This window comes from Geothrix oryzae, from assembly GCF_030295385.1.
Classification (GTDB): domain Bacteria; phylum Acidobacteriota; class Holophagae; order Holophagales; family Holophagaceae; genus Geothrix; species Geothrix oryzae.
Genome location: NZ_AP027079.1, coordinates 1,475,250 through 1,496,770, shown reverse-complemented (window position 1 = coordinate 1,496,770; position 21,521 = coordinate 1,475,250). Strand labels below are relative to the sequence as shown.

The window sequence follows — 21,521 nt, the reverse complement described above, 5'->3', positions numbered from 1 at the left end:
TATTGAGGCCTAGATCATGGCGCAGGTCGCCCCTTCAGTCCATCCGCAGGCTGAGATCCACCGAGGGCGCGCTGTGGGTGAGGGCCCCGACGCTGAGGAAATCCACGCCGGTTTCCGCCACGGCACGGGCCCGCTCCAGGGTGAGGTTGCCGCTGGCCTCCAGGAAGAGGCGCCGCCCGCTGCGGTCCCGCAGGGCCACGGCCTCGCGCATCTGCTCAAGGGGCATGTTGTCCAGCAGGACGCCATCGACATCCGGCAGGTCCAGGCAGGCCTTCAGCTGGCCCAGGGTCTCGACCTCCACTTCGATCTTCACCAGGTTGGGGGCGCCGTGCCGTGCCGCCTCCACCGCCGCCCGGATGCCGCCGGCCGCGGCGAGGTGATTCTCCTTGAGCAGGACGCCATCCCCCAGGGTGAGGCGGTGGTTCACGCCCCCGCCGCAGCGCACGGCGTATTTCTCCAGCAGCTTCAGGCCCGGCGTGGTCTTGCGCGTATCGAGGATGCGGGCGCCCGTGCCTTCGATGGCGTCCACGAACTGGTGCGTGAGGGTCGCCGTGCCCGACAGCCGCTGCAGGAGGTTCAGCATCACGCGCTCGGCCAGCAGGATGCCGTGGCTGGACCCCTCCACGCGCAGGACTTCGGTCCCCTTGGACACCCGTTGTCCGTCGGCGGCCTCCAGGGTCACCGCCAGCCCGGGTTCAGCCAGCCGGAACACCTCCTGGGCCACGGGCAGGCCGGCCAGCACCAGATCCCCCTTGGCCACCACCCGGGCCACCATGGGCCGGTCCGGCACGGCGGCCGTGGTCCAGTCCTGGGTGCCCCAGTCCTCGCGCAGGAAGGCGCGCAGCTGGTCGCGGTAGGTCTCGGGGTGTGGGGGATGGAACATCGGTCACTCCGGCCCCAGCGTACAATGGTCGGCAACAATCCCACATCAGGAGCCCCCAATGCCCTTCGTCCTCGTCGAGAAAGCCGACCGCATCGCCTGGGTCACCCTCAACCGGCCCGAGAAGCTCAACGCCCTGAACAGCGAAGTGCTGAAAGAGCTGGAACAGGCCTTTGCGGAACTCGAGCACGACGCTGAAGTGGGCGTGGTGGTGGTCACCGGCGCCGGCGAGAAGGCCTTCGTGGCCGGAGCCGACATCGCCGAGCTGAAGTCCCTCGACACGGCCTCGGCCCGGGTGCAGGCCCTGCGAGGCCAGGCCGTCTTCCAGCGCATCGAGTCCATGCCCAAGCCCGTGATCGCCGCCGTGAACGGCTTCGCCCTGGGCGGTGGCTGCGAGCTGGCCCTGGCCTGCCACATCCGCATCGCCAGCGAGAACGCCCGCTTCGGCCTGCCCGAGGTGAGCCTCGGCATCATCCCCGGCTACGGCGGCACCCAGCGCCTGCCCCGCCTCGTGGGCAAGGGCGTGGCCCTGGACCTGATCCTCAGCGGCGAGATGACGCCCGCCGCCGATGCCCTCCGCATGGGCCTCGTGAGCCGGGTCGTGCCCCAGGCCGATCTCCGAGCCGCCGCCGAGAAGCTCGCCAGGACCCTCCTCTCCCGCGGGCCCGTGGCCCTTCGCAGCGCCCTTGCGGCCGTGCACGAGGGCCTCGAGATGCCCCAGGAGCAGGGCCTCCAGTACGAAGCCGCCCTCTTCGGCCTCCTGGCCGCCACCCAGGACATGCAGGAGGGCATGGGCGCCTTCCTCGAGAAGCGGGCCGCGCAATTCAAAGGCCTTTAGGCTTTGACATGCTCAAGAGAAAGGCGGGCCATCCGGCCCGCCTTTCTCTTGGAGGAGGGAACGGCTACCGCTTGGCGGGAGTCCCTACCTGCACCGCCGCCGTCTGCTCGTTGTGATACTGATCTGCGACCTTCACCAGGATGCGGTCGCCGCGCACGGCCTCGCGGGGCACGATCACATCGAAGCGCTCCTCCTTCTGATCGAAGACGCGGTCCTCGGGCACGATCTGGAGCCAGTGCTCGCCATCGGCGCTCACCGCGGCCTCTTTCAGCACCGAGGTCTCATCCCGGGCCACGAAGCGCAGGCGCACGCCCTCGCCTTCGGGCACGGCGCTCAGTTCCGCGATGGCCGGGGGCGTATGGTCGATGAGGAAGGGCGCCGTGCGCCAAGTGCTCGCGAGGGCGGCGTTGAAGGGGACCGTGGGCGCATCCGAGGCGGTCACTTCCAATCGGTAGCGGCCATCGGGCACAGGCAGGGTGTCGAAGCTGAAGAACTTTTCCTTCCAGGCCTTTTCCAGGAGCAGGGGCGCCCCGCGTTCGGGCAGCAACCGGATGGTGAACTCGAGGGCGTCGCCGTTGGGATCGTTCACCCGGAACACGAAGCTCGCCCCCCCCCGGCGGAAGCTGCGCTTTTCCGCGCCCATGTAGCCCAGGGCCGGGATGAGCTTCTGGGTCTCCAGGGGCACGCGTTCGATGCCGATGTCATCGGGCGGCGCGGTGCGGGTGATGACCAGCCCGGGCGGCATGATGTCCACGCCCTCCCAGACCGGCGCCAGGTTGCGGTGGGCCCAGTGCAGGGTGACGGTCTCCACCGTGGGGGTGGCGCCGCCCCGGGTGCTGCTGAGCCGCAGCCGGAACTGGGCGAACCGGGAGGGCGGCAGCGCCGGGCGCTCTCCGCTGCGGAGCGGCGGCGTCCACGCGCTCCAGGTGGCGTCGGGCGTCTCCGTGCTGCCCGTGCGGAACTGCAGCTCCACATTCGTGCCGGTGGGCAGGTCGGACTCGAGGTAGGCCCGGCCCCAGTCGGCCAGGGGCGCCCCCTTCAGGATCTTCGATTCCAGCGTCCCTTCCGTGGCCTGGGCCTCGGAGAGCAGGTGCAGCTCGGCGGGATTGGAGCCCACCACCAGCAGATCCCCGCCGGCGGGAAGGAAGGCCGTAGCCTGGGCCGTCCCCAGTTCCTGCACCACCGCGAAGGGATCGGCATCACGGGCCTTGCCCAAGGGCAGCGAGAAGAGGCGCGAACGGTTTCCCGTACCCACGAGCAGCTGCCCCTTCCAGGCCGTCAGGGCATAGACCTGGCTCTGGGCGCTCTGCCACAGGGTTTCGGGCACCCGGTCCCGGTCCAGGCGGATGACGGCGGAGCGGGCCGTGCTGGCCGTATCGGCCTGCAGGTAGCCCTCCCGGCGCTCCAGCTGACCTGTGCTGAATTTGGGCGTGAGCCCGTTGTCGGCGCCGACATAGAGCTGACCCTCGGCCACAGCCAGGGCGCGCACTTCCTCGAAGGGCGTGTCCATGAGCGTTTCCAGGCGATCGCCCTGCCGGCTGTAGCGCAGCACCAGGCCCCGGCCGTGGCTGCCCAGGTACCAGCCACCCTGCCCGTCCGGCGTCATGGCCGTGAAGGCCGTCTCATCGGCCAGTTCCGCCAGGCGGCGGCTCGAGCCTTCTCTCGCCTGCAGCAGCACCGCCCCCTTCTCGGCCCCGCCCGCCACGATCACCGCGTCGCCCTCGACGGCCAGAGCCCATACGATGCGGGCTTCGATGTCGGCGAACGGCTTCACCTCGCCGGCGGGGGACACCCGGAACAGCTTGCCCTCGCCCGTGGGCGCCACCACCAGATCCTGCCCCAGCCGGGCCAGAGCGAACACGATGCCGCCCTTCACCTGGCCGAGCGGCTTCACCTGGCCGCCCGCATAGTGGAAGAGCTTGCCGTCCGTGCCGGCGGACAGGTAGGCCCCGCCGGCTCCGTCCGACACCGCCGCCCAGATGACGCCCTCGGGCAGCTGGCCCACGCGCCGAAGGTTCGGCGCCAGGCGCAGGCGGCCGTCGGCGCCGATGCGGACGCCGCGCGTCTCGGAACCCAGCCAGTCGTTGAATCCCGAGAAGGTCGCCATGGGCTGGTCCGCCAAGGCGGCGACGCTCAGGACGGCGGGAAGCAGCAAGGTCAGCCAGCGCATAGAACCCTTTCCTCTCATGCTCATCACTCGATCTCCACTTCCAACTGGCTGAGGCCGCGGACTTCCCGCTCCAGCGGCAGCACGGCGCGGCCCACGATCCTGCGCTGCAGGCGGTTGTCGCTGCTGGCCCCGTCGCCGCCGACCAGGCTGGCCACGGTGGGGGGGATCCCCTCGATGCGGCTGCCGCGGAGGCCCGCGCCCGGCTGCGCCTGCACCAGCAGGGCGTAGGCGTGGTTGTTCCGGAGGGCCCCATTCAGGATCCGCACCATGTCGTTCAGGCTGGCCACCTCGATCATCCGCTCGTCCGGATCCGCCGCCATGAGGCTGAAACCGTCGCCCACCATGAGGATGGCCTTGCCCTTGGCGGCCGAGGAGGGCACCTGGATGTTGAAGGTGGCCGTCTCCCGCACGCCCTGGATGTTCTGGAGGGTCACCAGCACCGGCAGCACCTCGCCGCGCTTGGCCCGGGCCTTGAGCAGGCGGACGCCGGCGATGCCCGTGAGGTCGAGCCGCTCCTCCGCCTTGATGGTGAGCGAGATGCCCTCGAACACGGGCCGCTCGAAGGGGTTAAAGCTCACGGCCTGCAGGATGCCGCCCACATACTGCGCCATCCGGAGGGAATTCAGGTCCGCGATGACATTTTCGATCTGGATGGCGGGATGCCCGGCCAGCTTGATATTCCCCTGCATGGAGAGGCTCTGGAACCCCAGGCCGCGGGTGTGGGCCTCGAGGGTCTGGGCCACGGCCGTGGCCGCCAGCGCGGGCGTGACCACGGGATGATCCATGATCTCGAAGCGGAAGTTCAGCGTCCGCTTGCCCCCCAGGTTCAGGCCGATGCGCAGGGGCACCATGCGGGCCTCAGCCCCCAGCAGCCCCGCCACGCCCGAACTGCGATCCAGGCGCAGGGCGCCGATGGGCGCCACCGGCATGGCCATCTTGAAGGAGCTCTGGTAGCTGGCCACGGTGCTGGCCACCGTGGCCGACCAGAGCGGGAGGTCCACGGGCCCCAGGTTGAACAGTTGGTGGCCGAAGAGCAGGATCCGCTTGCCCGAGACATAGGTGATGGTGCCCGCGGCCGCCAGATCCAGGTCGCCCTGCATGAGCGTGACCGCCACCATGCCTCCGGGCTCCAGGGGGCTGGCCTCCTCGCGGCTCCCGGACATCACGGGGGCGGCCGCGAAGGTGACCGGCAGCCCCGCCCAGAGGCGCTGGACCTCGGCCCCCAGGGCGCTGCCGGCGATGGACATGGACAGCGCCTGGGGGTCCGGGTCACCCATCAGGGCCCGGAAATCGAGCATCTGGCCCGTGAGGGCGGACTTGAGGACCTTCGGCGGCTCCAGCTTGGGCAGGATCAAGGGGGTCCGGCTCGGGGCGGTCTCGGCGATGTCCCGGAGCTGATCCAGCATCTCGGCGATGGGCGTGATGCCCCCGATGGCCTCCTTCTCGAAGGCGATGCCCGTGCTGAGGGCCCCGATGAGCTTGCCGTCGATGTAGCAGGGACTCCCGCTCATGCCGGCCAGAATGCCGGTTTCCGCCAAGGGCCCCCCTGATGCCCTCACCATGATCCGGCTGCGGCCCGGCGCGGCGTTCTTTTGGACGCCCAGCACCTCGAAGTCGAACCGCTCGATCTTGCCGCCCTGGAACACGGTCCGGCCGTACCCCTTCATGCCGGCGCGGATCTCGGACGCGCCCATGGTGGCTGGCCCCTGGGCACACAGGGAGGCCCCGAGGAGGAGGGTGAAGGCAAGGGCGACCAGTTTCATCGACATCTCAAGGAAAGAATGAAGCCTAGCAGGGCTGTCCCGGGAACCGGGACGGCCCCCGAGCGGGCGCCCCTGTGACCTTCAGGTGCCCGGGGTGACATTTTCGTTCCTTGACCAACCGGTCCTTTTATTACGAGGGGGTCTGAGGCTACTCTTGGATCACGGAGGAACTTCCCATGCGTTCAAGGCATTTGAACAGCTCAACCCTGGTGGCCCTGCTGGTCGCGGCGGCTCCGCTCATGGCCCAGGGCGTGTCCGCCCAGCTGGGTGGCCGGATCATGGATACCAAGGGCGCGGCCGTGGCGGGTGCCACGGTGACCATCCGCAACACGGAGACCGGTCTCACCCGCACCACGCAGACCAACGCCGAAGGGCGCTACCTGGCCACCCTCCTGCCGGTGGGCCCCTACAGCGTCACCGTGACCAAGGCCGGCTTCCAGACCGCCAGCAATGTGAAGGTGAACCTCAACCTGGGTGATGCCGCCCCCCTCGCCATCCGCCTGGCTCCCGAGACCGGCGCCGTGGTGGAAGTCGTGGCCGCCGCCAGCCAGGTGGACAGCGAGCGCGCCAGCGCCGCCGCCATCGTCTCCCCGGACAACCTGACCAACCTGCCCGTCTTCAACCGCAACTTCACCAATCTCGCGACGCTCGCCCCCCAGGTCGTGGTTGACAGCAGCCGCGGCAACCTCGCCATCGCCGGCCAGCGCGGCGTGAACACCTCCATCAACATCGACGGCGGCGACAACAACGAGCCCTTCTTCGGCGGCGCCACCGGCGCGGCGGAAGGCAAGACCCCCTTCACCATCTCCATCGAAGCGATCCGCGAGTACCAGGTCGTCACGGACGGCGCCAGCGCCGAGTTCGGCCGCATGGGCGGTGGCTATGTGAACGCCATCACCAAGAACGGCACCAACGACCTCAGCGGCAGCCTCTTCTACTACATGCGCCCCCGCGGCTGGGTGGAAGCCGGCCCGACGCTGCGCCAGCCCAATGGCAGCACCACCACCAATCCCGTCGGCGACTTCCAGCAGGAGCAGTTCGGCTTCAGCGTGGGCGGCCCCATCGTCAAGGACAAGCTCTTCTACTTCGTGGCCTACGACGCCCAGCGCTACAAGTCCCCCATCAACCAGGTCTGGGGCGGCAACACACCCGTCGCTCTCGACCCCACGGTCGCGGGCCAGGCCAATGATGCGGTGCTGCTCGCCAAGGGCGGCAGCTACTCCAACAAGCTCGATTCGGATGTCTACTTCATCCGCTTCGACTGGAACCCCACCATCGACCAGAACATCCAGTTCCGGGTCAACCACTCCAGCTTCAAGGGCGTCACCGGCGCCAGCAGCATGGCGGCCTACGAGAACCTGGCCTCGGACGATGTGAAGACCGACGCCTATGTCCTCCAGTGGAACTGGGTGATCAACGGCAACTGGATGAACGAGTTCCGGATCAGCCACACCAAGGACGACATGCCCCGGTCGACCTACTCCAAGATCCCCGAAGTCAGCATCTCCAATGTGGGCTACTACGGCGCCTATCCCTTCGACCGCACCTACAGCACGAAGCGCACCCAGTTCCAGGAAAACATCAGCTATGTGACGCCGACCTTCCAGGTGAAGGCGGGCGTGGACTACAACGACATCAATGTGTCCGAGTTCTTCGCCGGCAACTGGCAGGGCGTCTACCAGTTCAGCTCCCTCGCCAACTTCCGGGCGGGCAACTGGTCCTACTACCGCCAGAACTTCGGCCTCAACAGCCCCGTGCAGCAGGCGGGCCTCTTCGACACCAGCTACAAGCAGCTGGCCGCGTTCATCCAGACCGACTGGCGCCTCACCGACACCTTCAAGCTGGGCGTCGGCGTCCGCTGGGACCGCCAGGAGAACCCCGACTTCCCGATCCTGGACATGAGCAACCGGCTCGCCACCACCATGCCCGTGACGGCCAAGATCCCCACGGACAGCCAGTTCTCCCCCCGGGTGTCCTTCACCTGGACCCCCGCCTTCGACCAGGGCAAGACGGTGGTCCGCGGCAGCGTGGGCCGCTATGTGAGCACCACGCCCGCCGTGTTCCTCTACCAGGCCTTCGCGGCCAACGGGATCCGCACGGGCTCCAAGGACTTCCAGCCTGGTGAAGCCGCCACCTACGGCATCCCCCGCGGCGCGTCCTTCAATGCCTCGAATCCCTACTGGATCTCGGCCATGCCCACGGGCGTGACCCTCTCCGGGTTCAACATCTGGAGCTTCAGCCCCGACTTCAAGAACCCCTACACCGACCGCGTGAACATCGGCGCCGAGCGCCCCTTCTTCGGCGATCTGGTGCTGGGCCTGTCCGCGACCTACGCCAAGGCTCAGCAGCTTGAGCGCACGGCGGACCTGAACCTCGGCAACCCCACCCCGAATGCCTCGGGCCGCCTCATCTACCCCAGCACCATCAGCGCCTCCGGCGCCTACACGGCGGTCCGCCCCAACGCGGCCTACGGCACCATGGGCCTGTATCTGTCCGATGCCACCAGCCAGTACCACGCCTACACGGCCAGCATGAAGTACCACAAGGACGGCAGCCCCTTCGATGCCCAGCTGTACTACACCTACGCCATCAACAAGGACAGCGACTCCAACGAGCGTAACTACTCCGGCATCGGCATCCAGGACCAGGGTCGGCTGGGCGCCCAGTGGGGCTATGCCGATACCGACCGCCGCGAGGTGCTCACCGGCTACTTCAGCTTCCTCGACAAGGAAGTGACGGGCATCCTGACCTCCGTCTCCATCCGCTACCAGACGGGCACGCCCTACACCCTGACCTACGGCACCGATGTGAACGGCGATGCCAACAGCACCAACGACCGCGTCTTCCAGAATGGCGTCGATCCCGGCCGCAACACCCTGCGCGGAGGTTCCAACCTGACCTTCGACCTCGGCCTGCGCCGCGACTTTTTCTTCACGAAGCGGATCAAGATGACCCTGTCCGCCGATGTGTTCAACCTGCTCAACCGCCAGGACACTTATCTGTCCTACCGCGCCCCCTCGGTTGGCAACGCCTCCACGATCGATGCGGTCAACCCGGCGCCCACTCCCCAGCAGACCTGGATCGGCGCTGCCCGCCAGATCCAGATCGGCGCCCGCTTCGCCTTCTAGTTCCAACCGCACCACGAAAGGGCGGCGCACATGCGCCGCCCTTTTTCGTTAGTCTGGAGGCATGCGAATCCTGGCCTTGGGCGATGTGGTGGGGGAGCCGGGACGGCGGCTGGTGGAGGCCTTCCTGCCCGACCTGCGGCGGGAGACCGGGGCGGACCTGGTGGTCGTGAACGGCGAGAACGCCGCCCACGGCCACGGCATCACGGAGACCATCGCCCGGGAATGGTTCGATCGGTACGGCGTGGATGTCATCACCACGGGCAACCACGCGTTCGATGTGAAGGGCATCGATGGCTATTTCCGGCAGGAGCCCCGCCTCCTTCGGCCCGCCAACCACCCCCCGGACACGGCCGGAAACGGCTGGGTGAAGCTCCACACGCCTTCCGGCGCCGAGGTGCTGATCATCAACCTCATGGGCCGGGTGCACATGCCCCCCTGCGAGTGCCCCTTCCGCTGCGTCGACGCCATCCTCCAGAAAGAGCGGGCCGACCTGGTGCTCGTGGACATGCACGCCGAGGCCACCAGCGAGGCCCAGGCCATGGGCCACCACCTGGATGGCCGCGCCGCCGCCGTCCTGGGCACCCACACCCATGTCCCCACCCTGGATGCCAAGGTGCTGCCCGGCGGCGTCGCCTATGTGACTGACATCGGCATGACCGGCCCCTACGAAGGCGTCATCGGCATGAAGAAGGAGGCCAGCCTGGGCCGCTTCCTGAAAGTGCAGCGCCCCCGGTACGAAGTCGCCGAAGGCGATCTCCAGCTTCATGCGGTCCTCGTCACCACCGAGGGCCGCAAGGCGACGGCCATCGAGAGGCTCCTCCGGCGGCTTTGAGGTACGCCTTTCCCTTCCGGGAATCCTGGAGCGGTTAGCGGCTGAAGCGCCTGAGCATCCGCATGTTCCGCCGGTACGCCACCCCGCGGGTGAAGTTGATGGCCACCTGCCGGGGGAAGCGGGTGATGGAACTGGCCAGGGTGATGAAGACGCGCACCGTCTGGGCCGGGCCCCGGCCCTGCCGGCTGGCGTTGTCGTAATACACCATCAGGGCCTGGCGCATGGTGGCGCGGGGCAGGTTGAAGAGGCCATAGCTCTCGATCACATCGTGGTTGATGCGGCGGGTACCGTCTTGTTCGGTGACGATGAGGTCCTCGGGGCGGATCTCCTGGGTCATGGCGGCTCCTCGGGTCAAGAGTGTATCGGCCCGAAGGGGGGTTTGCTGTAGCCAGGGTCTCCAGACCCCTCAATCCTCGAGTTTCGGGAACACGAAACCGGCCAGCGCCGCTCCGATCAGGGGGGCCACCCAGAAGAGCCAGAGCTGGGACAGGGCCCACCCGCCCACGAACAGGGCCGGGCCCGTGCTGCGGGCCGGGTTCACGGAGGTGTTCGTGACGGGAATGCTGATGAGGTGGATGAGGGTCAGGCAGAGGCCGATGGCGATGGGGGCGAAACCCGGCGCCGCCTTCTTGGCCGTGCTGCCCAGGATCACCATGAGGAAGAAGAAGGTCATCACGACTTCCGTGAGGAGGGCCGCGCCGAGCCCGTACTTCCCGGGGGAGTGCTCCCCGAATCCGTTGCTGGCGAACCCGCCGATGGCGGAGCCATCGCCCGTGGCGATCACATAGAGGATGGCCGAGGCCGCCACGGCCCCCAGCACCTGGGCGACCCAGTAACCCGCAAGGTCCTTGAAGGGGAAGCGCCCGCCCACGGCCAGCCCCAGGGTCACAGCGGGGTTCAGGTGGCAGCCGGAGATGGGTCCGATGGCGAAGGCCATGGTGAGCACCGTGAGGCCGAAGGCCAGGCTGACGCCGTGGAGCCCGATCCCCACGCCGGGGAAGGCCGCGGCCAGCACCGCGCTCCCGCACCCGCCCAGCACCAGCCAGAGGGTCCCGAAGAATTCCGCCGCAAGTCGCTTGTTCACACATCCTCCCTTGGAAGAAAACGCAACGACTGGAATGTTGCGGCCAGTCTAGCGGCCTTCAGGAGGGATTCAAGCAGTAGGGGTCAGGAAAGGCGGGTCCAGCCTTCCAGATACAGGTTGAAGCCAGGATCGGCGGTGGCCTTCTGTTGAACGAGGGCCCGGATCTGGGCCTCCTCGGCCTCCATCTGTTCCGGAGACAGGTGGCCGGAGAGGGTCATGGCCCGCAGCCAGACCAGGAAGGTCGTGAGGGCGTCGAACTGGTTGTAGCGGACGATGCCGGCCAGGTCCCCGGCGCGCCACAGGTCGATGACGCTCTTGCCGTCCGTGCCCAGCTTGCCGGGAATGCCGCAGGCCGTCGCCAGCTCGTGGAGGGTGGAGGAAGCCTTGCCCCAGGCGCCGGTGATCTCGCGCAGGTCGATGTGCTGGTTGCCGTAGCGGTCGAAGAAATCGCCCGCGGCCCACTTCTCGGCGCTGCGCCCCAGCCCGGGGATCGACAGCCGGTGGACCATGGCCCGCTGCACCAGGATGGGCAGGTCCGAGTCCCTTGAGTTGAAGCCCACCAGCTGCGGCTTCTTGTCCCCGATGGCCAGCAGGAAGCGGCGGAGCAGCTCGTCCTCCGGCAGCGCCTCGGGCCCCTCCGGCAGCGCGTAGAGGCGGTGCTGCACCTCGCCGTGCTTCACGGTCCGGATCACCGCGGCGATGGACACCACGCGGCAGAGGATGGTCTTCAGGTAGGGTCGGGGGTCGGCCTCGGTGGCGCCGCCGTAGGCCCAGAGGCGGGTGATCACCTCGTCATCCGGCATGTCCCCGGGCAGGTCCAGCACCCGGCGCCCGGTGGCCGGATCCGGCACCCATTCGGCGTCGAAGGCAAAGATCTGGTGATGGGGGGGTCGCAACATCCTTCAACCTCCGCGTATGCTTGCCTTCGATTCCTAGCGATCCTAACGGCCCAGGGCCCACTTGCCCCCGCCGCCCACGGCGCAGGCCAGTCCCACCAGCAGGCGGAAGAGGCCGCCGAGATTCGCGAGCACCCCCGCCCCGTGCATCCAGCCATGCACCAGGGGCCAGCCCAGCACCGCCACCAGCAGGCCGCCCGCCAGGGGAACCCACAGGCCCAGGAGGATCAGCGCGCCGCAGACCAGCTCCCCGAGGGCCAGTCCCCAGGTGGAGGCATGAGCGAACGAGATGGCCCCGTGGGCGCGGCGGAGGACCTCGAACCCCTGCACCACCGCCATGCCACCCACGGCCAGGCGGAGCAGCAGGAGGGCCCAGTCGGTGCGGGTCTTGGAAGCGGCCATGGAATCCCCGGGAATCCATCATTGTAGGCTGGGAGTTCTTCCACGGGACCACCATGCTCCGCACCCTCGCCTTCGACGCCGACGACACCCTCTGGCACAACGAGACCCACTACGCTGAGACCCAGGAGGCCTTCCGCGCCTTGCTGCGGCCTTTCCACGACGATGCCTGGATCGACGCCCGCCTGCATGACACCGAGATGCGGAACCTGGGCCAATACGGATACGGCATCAAGGGATTCACCCTCTCCATGATCGAGACGGCCCTGGAACTCACGGAGAACCGTCTCGACGGCACGGGGCTGCGGCGGGTGCTCGATCTGGGCAAGGCCATGCTGGACAAGCCGGTGGAACCCTTGCCGGGCGTCGCCGAAGTCCTGGCGGAGCTGGCCGGCACCTTCGAGCTGATGGTGATCACCAAGGGCGACCTCTTCGACCAGGAGACCAAGCTGGCGAAATCGGGCCTGGGCGGCCACTTTTCGAAGGTCGAGATCGTGTCGGAGAAGGACGAGGCCACCTACGCGACCCTCCTCCGGCGCCACGGGATCGCCCCCGCCTCCTTCACCATGGTGGGCAACTCCGTGAAATCCGACATCCTCCCCGTCCTGGCCCTGGGGGCCCGCGCCATCCACATCCCCTACCACCTGACCTGGGCGCACGAAGTGGTGGCCGGATCCGGAGAGTCCCCCTTCCCCGTCCTCGAGTCCATCCGGGACCTGCCCGCTCTGCTCGCCGGCTGGTGACCGCATCCTCCGCTATGCTTGAAAGCCAGGAGAGATCCCTATGAGCATCCAGAACATCGGCGTTATCGGCGCAGGCCAGATGGGCAACGGCATCGCGCATGTCTTCGCGCAGGCGGGCTTCAGCGTGCTGATGCAGGACATCAGCGAAGCCTTCGCCGCCAAGGGCGTGGCCACCATCGACAAGAACCTGCAGCGGGGCGTGGACAAAGGCAAGATGACGGCCGACGAGAAGGCCGCCGTCCTGGGCCGAATCCGCACCACCACCAAGCTCGAGGATCTGGCCCCCTGCGACATCGTCATCGAGGCCGCCACCGAGAAGTGGGAGGTCAAGAAGCAGATCTTCGAGACCCTCGACAAGGTCTGCAAGCCCGGCGCGATCCTGGCCAGCAACACCAGCAGCATCTCCATCACCAAGCTGGCGGCGGTCACGAAGCGCCCCGAGGCCTTCATCGGCATGCACTTCATGAACCCCGTGCCGGTCATGCAGCTCATCGAGGTCATCCGCGGCCTGGCCACCGGCGATGCCGCCTTCGACGCGGTCATGGGCCTCTCGAAGCAGCTCGGCAAGACCCCCATCCACTGCAACGACTTCCCCGGGTTTGTCAGCAACCGCGTGCTGCTGCCCATGATCAACGAGGCCATCTACGCCCTCTACGAAGGCGTGGCCACGGTGGAGAGCATCGACGGGATCATGAAGCTCGGCATGAACCACCCCATGGGCCCGCTGACCCTGGCGGACTTCATCGGCCTGGACACCTGCCTCTTCATCCTCAATGTGCTGCACGAGGGCCTGGGCGATCCCAAGTACCGCCCCTGCCCCCTGCTCATCAAATATGTGGATGCCGGCTGGCTCGGCAAGAAGAGCGGCCGCGGGTTCTACGACTACGGCAAGGCCTGAGACGAGCCAAATGGGCCTTTTTACAGGTAGAATGGCCGTTTGAATTCATGCGAGGTGACATCATGGCCACGGCGAAAGTCCGCGAGATCCTGTCCTGGTACAGCTCCGAAAACCCCGGCGTGAAGGCCAACCTGGCCCGCCTCATGAACACGGGCCGGCTCGCCGGCACCGGCAAGTTCGTGATCCTGCCCGTGGATCAGGGCTTCGAGCATGGACCTGCCCGCAGCTTCGCACCCAATCCCGGCGGCTACGACCCCCGCTACCACATCGAGCTGGCCATCGAAGCCGGCTGCAACGCCTACGCTGCGCCCTTGGGCTTCATCGAGCATGTGGCTTCGGACTACGCCGGGGACATCCCGCTCATCCTCAAACTCAACAACAGCGACAGCCTCAGCAAGGGCCACGAGCCCTGCAGCGCCATCACCGGCAGCGTGGAGGATGCCCTGCGCCTGGGCTGCGCCGCCATCGGCTACACCATCTACCCCGGCAGCGGCGCCCGCAACGAGCAGTACCAGGACCTCCGCGACCTGATCCTCGAGGCCAAGGCCGTGGGTCTGCCCACCGTCCTGTGGGCCTATCCCCGCGGCGCGGGCCTTTCCAAGGAAGGCGAGACCGCCGTGGATGTGGTGGCCTATGCCGCCCAGATCGCCGCCCAGCTCGGCGCCCACATCATCAAGGTGAAGCCGCCCAAGGATCATGTGGAACAGGCCGAAGCCAAGAAGGTCTACGAGAAGTTCGGCATCCCCACCGCCAGCCTGAAGGACCGCATCGCGCATGTGGTACAGAGCGCTTTCAACGGCCGCCGCATCGTGATCTTCAGCGGCGGTGAGGCCAAGGGCACCGACGAGGTCCTGAAGGAAGTGGCCGAGATCGCCGCCGGCGGCGCGTTCGGTTCCATCATGGGCCGCAACGCCTTCCAGCGCCCCAAGGCCGAGGCCATCCAGCTGCTGCACTCGGTCATGGATGCCTTCGCGAAGGCCAAATAGCGATCCGGAACACGCAGCGTTCCGAATCGGTGAAGAGCGGCGCGAATGCGCCGCTCTTCGATTTTGTCCTTTCGACGAGCCTACTTGGGCGGATGCTCCAGGAAGGTCAAGCCAGGGCATTTTTCAGCGGTGGTCCTCCGCTGCCAGTCGTTCTCGAAGAGGATGGCGGGATTGCCCTCGGCGTCCTCCACCAGCTCGCCCCAGAACCGGCTGGGCTCGGGCCAGCCGCCCTCGATCCAGCGGGCCATCTGGAAGCCCCTGGATTCCAGCAGCACCGGGCAGGCGTACTCCTCCTTGAGGCGGTGCTGAAGCACCTCGAACTGGAGGCGGCCGATGGCGCCGAGGATGGGCAGGGGCGCGCCGCCCTTGGGCCAGAAGACCTGCACCACGCCCTCTTCCGCGATCTGGCCCAGGCCCTTCAGGAAGCCCTTGCGGGCCCCGGGATCCGCCAGCCGCACGGAGGCGAACTGCTCCGGCGAGAAGCGTGGCACCGCATGGAATTCCACGGCGCCCTGGGCACTGAGCACATCACCGATGCGGAAGAGGCCGGGGTTGATGAGGCCCAGGATGTCGCCCGGGTAGGCCTCGTCCACAATCTGCCGCTCGCGCCCGAAGAACATGTGGGGGTAGTTCAGCTTGATGGACTTCTTCTCGCGCACATGGAGCGCATCCATGCCGCGCTCGAACCGGCCAGACACGATGCGGGCGAAGGCCACGCGGTCGCGGTGGGCCTTGTTCATGTTGGCCTGCACCTTGAAGACAAAGGCCGTGAAGGGCTGTTCCGGCTGCACCTCGCCGCCGTTCATGAGGGGCCTGGCCCCGGGCGCCGGCGCCAGTTCCAAAAACTCTTCCAGGAATTCCGAGACGCCGAAATTGTTCACGGCCGAACCGAAGAACATGGGGGACTGCTCCCCCCGCAGGAAGGCCTCCCGGTCGAAGGCGGGCAGCACATGGTCCATGAGGTCCACATCGTCTTTCAGCTGCTGCAGTTCGGCGGGGGTCAGCAGCGCGGCGATCTCGGGATCGTCCAGGCCGCCCTTCCCGGCCACGCGGGCCTTCTGGCCCGCCTTGGCCCGCTCGAAGACCTGAATCTGGCCGGTGGCGCGCACATAGACGCCCTTGAAGTCCGTGCCCGAACCGATGGGCCAGGTCATGGGCACCGCGTGGAGACCGAACAGTTCCTCCACCTCGTCGATGAGTTCCACCGGTTCGCGGCCGGGGCGGTCCAGCTTGTTCACGAAAGTGAAGATGGGGAGCTTGCGTTCACTGGCCACCCGGAACAGCTTCTTGGTCTGCTCCTCCACGCCCTTGGCGCAATCCAGGAGCATCACCACGGCATCCGCGGCCGTGAGGGCCCGGTAGGTGTCCTCGCTGAAATCCTGGTGACCCGGGGTGTCCAGCAGGTTGATGGCCCGGCCCTGGTACTCGAACTGCATGGCCGCCGAGGTGACGCTGATGCCGCGCTCCTGCTCGATGCTCATCCAGTCGGAGTGAGCCGCAGCCCCTCCCTCCCGGGCCTTGACGCTGCCCGCCCGGTCGATGGCGCCGCCGTAGAGCAGCAGCTTCTCCGTCAGCGTGGTCTTGCCCGCGTCGGGGTGGCTGATGATGGCGAAGGTGCGCCGCCGCTGGATTTCCTCAGAGAGGGACATGGTTCCCCTGGACATAGAAAGGCGCGGCGTTCGCCGCGCCCCTCCATTGTCCCGCGAGAACGGCGTGGACTCAACCCCGGGTCGCCATCCGCCGCTGGATCTCCGCGTCGTCCACATCCTCGATGTGGGTGGCGATCCACCAGTTGTTGCCCCAGGGATCCTGGACCCCGGCGTTGCGGTCGCCGTAGAACTGGTCGGAGGGCTCCATCAGGGAGGCCCCGCCCGCCGCGAGGGCGGCCTGGTAGGTGGCGTCGGTGTCGGGCACATAGAGGTAGAAGCCCGTCGGCATGGGCTTCCAGGGGTCCCGGGCCTGGGCCACCATCACCATGGAATCGCCGATGCGCACTTCCGCGTTGGCGATGGTGCCATCGGGGCGGAGGGTGCGACTCTCCTCCACCGCCCCGAAGGCCTTTTCAACGAAGGCCAGGAAGGCCAGGCCATTGGGCACAACGAGATAGGGCGTGACGGTGTGGTAGCCGGCAGGAACGGGTGCAACCATCTTTTCCTCCTTCATGTGCGCCAGAGGGCGCCCATGCGCCCTCTGGCGCACGGAACGGCTACTTGGTGATGCCCACCTGCTTCAGCATCCACGCCGTCTCGAAGGCCTTGTCCTTCAGGGCGTCGTAGCGGCCGGAGGCGCCTCCGTGCCCGGCGGGATCCATCTTGATCCTCAGCAGCAGGGGGTTTGGGTCGGTCTTGAGGGTGCGCAGCTTGGCGATGTACTTGGCGGGTTCCCAGTACATCACCTGGCTGTCGTTGAAACTCGTGGTGACGAGGATGGCCGGATAGGCGCCCTTCTTCAGGTTGTCGTAGGGGCTGTAGGCCCGCATGTAGTCGAAGGCCGCCTTCTCGTTGGGGTTGCCCCACTCCAGGTATTCGCCGACGGTCAGGGGCAGGCTGGCATCCATCATGGTGTTCATCACATCCACGAAGGGCACGGCGCTGTGCACGGCCTTGAAGAGGTCGGGCCGCAGGTTGGTGACAGCGCCCATGAGCAGGCCACCCGCACTGCCGCCCTCGATCACCAGACGGTCCTTGCTGGTCCACTTGTCCTTCACCAGGAACTCGGCGGAGTCGATGAAATCCGTGAAGGTGTTCATCTTCTTCATGAGCATGCCGTCGTCGTGCCAGGCCTCGCCCATCTCGTTGCCGCCGCGGATGTGGGCGATGACATAGACCATGCCGCGATCCAGCAGGCTCAGGCGCGGGATGGAGAAGGTGGCGGACTGGCCGTAGCCGTAGGACCCGTAGGCGTAGAGGAAGAGCGGCGCCGTGCCGTCCCGCTTGATCCCCTTCTTGTAGACCACGGACAGCGGCACCTTGACGCCATCCCGGGCCGGAGCCCACAGGCGCTCGGTGGCGTACTGGGACTTGTCGTAGCCTCCCAGGACCTCGATCTGCTTCAGCAGGGTCTGCTTGCCCGAGCCCATGTCGCAGTCGTAGATGCTCTGGGGGGTGACCATGGACTGGTAGACGAAGCGGAAGGTCTTCGAGGTGTATTCCGGCGTTCCTCCCGGGAAGGCGGCGTAGACGCTTTCGGGAAAGCGGACATCCTGCCAGCGGCCGGTCTTGAGATCCTGAAAGCGGAACTGCGACAGTCCCTGGCTCTTCTCGGCCACCACCAGGAAATTCTGGAAGGGCTCCATGCCTTCCAGCAGCACCTCCGGCCGGTGGGGGAGGAAGGCCTTCCAATGCTTCGGATCCGGGGTGGCCACGGGAGCCGTGACCAGGCGGAAGTTCTTCGCGTCCTTGTTGGTCCGGATGTAGAAGGTGCCTTCACGATGCTCGATGTCGTACTTGTGGCCCTTCTCCCGGGGCAGGAGCACCTTGAACGCGCCACCGGGCTTGGCGGCGGAAAGATACCGGGTCTCCCAGGTATCCGTGGACCGGCTCTCCATCACGAGGAACTTGCGGTCCTTGGTCCGGTTGACATGAATGCCGTAGAGCTCGTCCTTCTCCTCGAAGACCAGTTCCGGCTTCCCCGAGGCGAGGTCCAGCCGCCAGAGCTGGTTCGAGCGCTTGGTGACATCGTCCTCGGTCACGAAGAAGATGTGGCGGGAATCCGACGCCCAGGTGGACGAGGTCACCCGCTCCGCGAGGGCGGCACTCACCTTCCCCGTGGCCAGGTCCTTGGTGAAGAGCTTGTACTGCCGGAACCCCGTCGTATCCGTGCTGAAGAGCAGCGTGCGGTCGTCATTGCTGACGGACATGCCGCCCAGCCCCAGGAACTTCAGCCCCTTGGCCAGCTCGTTCTGGTCCAGCAGCACCTCCTCGGGAGCCTTCTCGTCATAGGCCCCACCCTTGGCGGCCTTCCGGCGGCACTGGATCGGGTACTGCTTCCCCTCCTCCGTGCGGGAGTAGTAGTAGAAGGCGCCCCGGCGCACGGGGACGCTCAGGTCCGTCTGCTTGATGCGGCCCAGCATCTCCTTGTACAGGGCCTCCGAGAACGGCTTGAGATCCGCGGTCATGGCCTCGGTGTAGGCGTTCTCCGCGTTCAGGTAGGCCACCACCTCGGGGTTGGCCTTTTCGCGCAGCCAGAACCAGGGGTCATTGACCTTCTCGCCGTGCCAGACGGAGAGGTGTTCGACCTGCTTGGCCAGGGGCGGGACGGGGCCTTGGGCGGCAAGGCTCAGGGCGGCACTCACCAGGGCCGCCAGACCCAAGGGGCGGAAGGAACGAGAGGGCATGATGGGCTCCTGGAAAACACGGTGTCTACCGTACCACGAAAGAACGGGCCCCTCGGTTGAGGGGCCCGGCTGTTAATTGTTTGTCAGGTTTTCGGAGGTTTACTTCTCCTCGAGTGTGGGGATGCGCATGCCATAGAAGGAGCGCCACACGAAGACCGTGGAGACCAGGAAGAAGACCAGGGACCAGGCATGGGCCACGGCCGGATTCAGTTCGATGGCCAGTTCCACGGCCAGGAGGCCGAAGAGGGTCGTGAACTTGATGACCGGGTTCAGGGCCACCGAGGAGGTGTCCTTGAAAGGGTCACCCACGGTGTCGCCCACGACGCAGGCATCGTGGAGGGGGGTGCCCTTGGCCTTCAGCTCAGTTTCCACGAGCTTCTTCGCATTGTCCCAGGCGCCACCGGCATTGGCCATGAAGATGGCCTGGTAGAGGCCGAAGACCGCAATGGAGATCAAGTAGCCGATGAAGAAGAAGTGGTTCAGGCAGGCGAAGGCCAGCGTGGAGAAGAACACCGCCAGGAAGATGTTGAACATGCCTTTCTGGGCGTACTGGGTGCAGATCTCCACGACCTTCTTGGAGTCCTCGACGGAGGCCTTGGTGGCACCCGAATCCAGGTTGATGTTCTGCTTGATGAACTCCACCGCGCGGTAGGCGCCCGTGGCCACGGCCTGGCAGGCCGCGCCGGAGAACCAGAAGATGATGGCTCCGCCGGTGATGATGCCGAGCAGGAAGAGGGGGTTGATGATGGACAGCCCCTCAACCACCTTCGGCACGCCGAACTTGCCATTCAGCAGCTGGATGATGGAGAAGATCAGGGTGGTGGCACCCACCACCGCGGTGCCGATGAGCACGGGTTTGGCGGTGGCCTTGAAGGTATTGCCGGCGCCGTCGTTCTCCTCGAGGTACATCTTGCCGTTCTCGAAGTCGGGCTTGAAGCCGAAGTCCTTCTGGATCTCGGCCTCGATGCCGGGGATGGTCTCGATGGTGGAGAGCTCGTAGACGGACTGGGCGTTGTCGGTCACGGGGCCGTAGGAGTCCACGGCGATGGTGACGGGTCCCATGCCCAGGAAGCCGAAGGCCACCAGACCGAAGGAGAAGATGGCCGGAGCGGCCATGAAGTCACCCAGGCCGAAGGTGGAGACATAGTAGGCCGCGCCCATGAGGGCGACGATGGTGAGGCCCATCCAATAGGCGGAGAAGTAGCCCGCCACCAGGCCGGAAATGATGTTGAGGGAGGCACCACCCTCCTTGGAGGCCGTGACCACCTCGCGGACATGGCCGGAGTTGGTGGAGGTAAAGGACTTCACAAGTTCAGGGATCAGGGCGCCAGCCAAGGTGCCGCAAGTGATGATGGTCGAGAGCTTGCACCAGAGGTGGCCGGGCAGGTTGCCGATGAGGAGGTAAGAGAGGACATAGGTAATGACGATCGAGAGGATCGAGGTCAGCCAGACCAGCGTGGTCAGGGGGGTCTCGAAATCGAATTTGCCCAGGGCGCCGAACTTGGCCTTGGACCAGAGGCCGTTGATCCAGTAGGAGGCCGCAGAAGTCAAGACCATGCCCACGCGCATGACAAAGATCCACACGAGCAGCGCCACCTGGATGGCCTGGTAGTTGGCCCCGGCGGTCTGGGGATTGACCGCCAGCAGAATGAAGGTGATCAGGGCCACGCCCGTCACACCGTAGGTTTCGAAGCCGTCCGCCGTGGGACCGACGGAATCGCCGGCGTTGTCGCCCACGCAGTCGGCGATGACGCCGGGGTTGCGGGCATCGTCTTCCTTGATCTTGAAGACGATCTTCATCAGGTCGGAGCCGATGTCGGCGATCTTGGTGAAGATGCCGCCCGCGATGCGGAGGGCGGCGGCGCCCAGGGACTCGCCAATGGCAAACCCGATGAAGCAGGGGCCGGCGGCGTCACCGGGAATGAACAGCAGGATCGCCAGCATGAGCAGCAGCTCGACCGAGATGAGCAGCATGCCGATGGACATGCCCGCCTTCAGGGGAATCTCCATGGTCGGGTAGGGCTTGCCGCCCAGGCTGGCGAAGGCCGTGCGCGAATTGGCGAAGGTGTTGATGCGGATGCCGAACCAGGCCACGGCCACGGAACCAAGGATGCCGATGATCGAGAAGAGCAGGACCACGATCACCTGGCCCCAGCCCATGGGCGTATGGGATAGGTACTTGAAGTAGGCGACCATGATGACCGCGATGAAGGCCCAGAGGACCGAGATGAACTTGATCTGCGTGACAAGGTAGGTCTTGCAGGTCTCGTAGATCAGCTCGGAGATCTCCAGCATGGACTTGTGCACGGGCAGGTCCCGGATCTGGGCGTACTGCACGAGACCGAAGCCGATGCCGAGCAGGCAGATGAAGAGCCCGATCAGCAGCAGGTGGTGGCCCGTCATGCCCATGAAGCTGCCCTGCAGGGCGGGGATCTTCAGCTCGGCCTCGCCGCCGGCGAAGGCCGGGGGCGCGAGAAGAAGCAGGAAGAGCGCGGTCAGCCCCCCCCTAAAGATCCGGGTTGACGCCAGGGCGCCAAGCACGCGTTTCATCGTCTCCATGGTTTCCTC

17 protein-coding genes are annotated in these 21,521 nt (G+C 66.7%); 6 read left to right on the top strand and 11 right to left on the bottom strand.

The window, feature by feature from the left end; all coding sequences use genetic code 11:
* Positions 1 to 34: 34 nt before the first annotated feature.
* Positions 35 to 883: a carboxylating nicotinate-nucleotide diphosphorylase gene (gene nadC / locus QUD34_RS06855; protein WP_286355858.1), complete on the bottom strand. Its 849-nt coding sequence runs from the start codon at positions 881 to 883 to the stop codon at positions 35 to 37.
* Between the two features lie 58 nt (positions 884 to 941).
* Between nadC and QUD34_RS06850 the strand changes: the two genes are divergently transcribed.
* Entirely contained in the window at positions 942 to 1,718 is a 777-nt protein-coding gene (locus QUD34_RS06850) for an enoyl-CoA hydratase-related protein (RefSeq protein ID WP_286355857.1), read from the top strand.
* A gap of 64 nt (positions 1,719 to 1,782) precedes the next feature.
* On the opposite strand, the gene QUD34_RS06845 is transcribed toward QUD34_RS06850, so the two are convergent.
* Positions 1,783 to 3,888, bottom strand: coding sequence for a hypothetical protein (locus QUD34_RS06845; protein WP_286355856.1), 2,106 nt, complete (start codon positions 3,886 to 3,888; stop codon positions 1,783 to 1,785).
* A 23-nt stretch (positions 3,889 to 3,911) separates the two neighbouring features.
* Positions 3,912 to 5,651 (bottom strand): SpoIVB peptidase S55 domain-containing protein, encoded by a 1,740-nt coding sequence (locus QUD34_RS06840; RefSeq protein WP_286355855.1) that lies wholly within the window; start codon positions 5,649 to 5,651, stop codon positions 3,912 to 3,914.
* Positions 5,652 to 5,827: 176 nt separating this feature from the next.
* Between QUD34_RS06840 and QUD34_RS06835 the strand changes: the two genes are divergently transcribed.
* A complete protein-coding gene (locus QUD34_RS06835; protein ID WP_286355854.1) occupies positions 5,828 to 8,779 on the top strand; it encodes a TonB-dependent receptor in 2,952 nt (983 codons plus the stop codon).
* Between the two features lie 61 nt (positions 8,780 to 8,840).
* Complete coding sequence (locus QUD34_RS06830; RefSeq protein ID WP_286355853.1) at positions 8,841 to 9,611, top strand: TIGR00282 family metallophosphoesterase; 771 nt, start codon at positions 8,841 to 8,843, stop codon at positions 9,609 to 9,611.
* 34 nt (positions 9,612 to 9,645) lie between these two features.
* Here the strand turns inward: QUD34_RS06830 and QUD34_RS06825 are convergent, their stop codons facing one another.
* From QUD34_RS06825 to QUD34_RS06810, 4 genes are all read right to left on the bottom strand, one after another.
* The gene (locus QUD34_RS06825) at positions 9,646 to 9,948 is read right to left on the bottom strand and encodes a hypothetical protein (RefSeq protein ID WP_286355852.1); all 303 of its coding nucleotides are present in this window, start codon (positions 9,946 to 9,948) and stop codon (positions 9,646 to 9,648) included.
* A 69-nt stretch (positions 9,949 to 10,017) separates the two neighbouring features.
* Positions 10,018 to 10,695 (bottom strand): aquaporin Z, encoded by a 678-nt coding sequence (aqpZ, locus tag QUD34_RS06820; RefSeq protein ID WP_286355851.1) that lies wholly within the window; start codon positions 10,693 to 10,695, stop codon positions 10,018 to 10,020.
* Positions 10,696 to 10,778: 83 nt separating this feature from the next.
* On the bottom strand, positions 10,779 to 11,594 hold the full coding sequence (locus QUD34_RS06815) for a hypothetical protein (protein WP_286355850.1): 816 nt from the start codon (positions 11,592 to 11,594) through the stop codon (positions 10,779 to 10,781).
* A gap of 42 nt (positions 11,595 to 11,636) precedes the next feature.
* On the bottom strand, positions 11,637 to 11,993 hold the full coding sequence (locus tag QUD34_RS06810; protein ID WP_286355849.1) for a DoxX family protein: 357 nt from the start codon (positions 11,991 to 11,993) through the stop codon (positions 11,637 to 11,639).
* A 53-nt stretch (positions 11,994 to 12,046) separates the two neighbouring features.
* Here QUD34_RS06810 and QUD34_RS06805 point away from each other — a divergent pair, with 53 nt between their 5' ends.
* The 3 genes from QUD34_RS06805 (at position 12,047) to QUD34_RS06795 (ending at position 14,617) form a co-directional block, all read left to right on the top strand.
* Positions 12,047 to 12,733, top strand: coding sequence for an HAD family hydrolase (locus QUD34_RS06805; RefSeq protein WP_286355848.1), 687 nt, complete (start codon positions 12,047 to 12,049; stop codon positions 12,731 to 12,733).
* 40 nt (positions 12,734 to 12,773) lie between these two features.
* Entirely contained in the window at positions 12,774 to 13,631 is an 858-nt protein-coding gene (locus QUD34_RS06800; RefSeq protein ID WP_286355847.1) for a 3-hydroxybutyryl-CoA dehydrogenase, read from the top strand.
* A gap of 62 nt (positions 13,632 to 13,693) precedes the next feature.
* A complete protein-coding gene (locus tag QUD34_RS06795; RefSeq protein WP_286355846.1) occupies positions 13,694 to 14,617 on the top strand; it encodes a class I fructose-bisphosphate aldolase in 924 nt (307 codons plus the stop codon).
* Positions 14,618 to 14,697: 80 nt separating this feature from the next.
* On the opposite strand, the gene QUD34_RS06790 is transcribed toward QUD34_RS06795, so the two are convergent.
* The 4 genes from QUD34_RS06790 to QUD34_RS06775 form a co-directional block, all read right to left on the bottom strand.
* Complete coding sequence (locus QUD34_RS06790) at positions 14,698 to 16,266, bottom strand: peptide chain release factor 3 (RefSeq protein ID WP_286355845.1); 1,569 nt, start codon at positions 16,264 to 16,266, stop codon at positions 14,698 to 14,700.
* A gap of 70 nt (positions 16,267 to 16,336) precedes the next feature.
* Positions 16,337 to 16,765, bottom strand: coding sequence for a VOC family protein (locus QUD34_RS06785; RefSeq protein WP_286355844.1), 429 nt, complete (start codon positions 16,763 to 16,765; stop codon positions 16,337 to 16,339).
* A gap of 58 nt (positions 16,766 to 16,823) precedes the next feature.
* Entirely contained in the window at positions 16,824 to 18,953 is a 2,130-nt protein-coding gene (locus QUD34_RS06780; RefSeq protein ID WP_286355843.1) for a S9 family peptidase, read from the bottom strand.
* Between the two features lie 99 nt (positions 18,954 to 19,052).
* Positions 19,053 to 21,512, bottom strand: coding sequence for a sodium-translocating pyrophosphatase (locus QUD34_RS06775; RefSeq protein WP_286355842.1), 2,460 nt, complete (start codon positions 21,510 to 21,512; stop codon positions 19,053 to 19,055).
* Between the last annotated feature and the right edge of the window lie 9 nt (positions 21,513 to 21,521).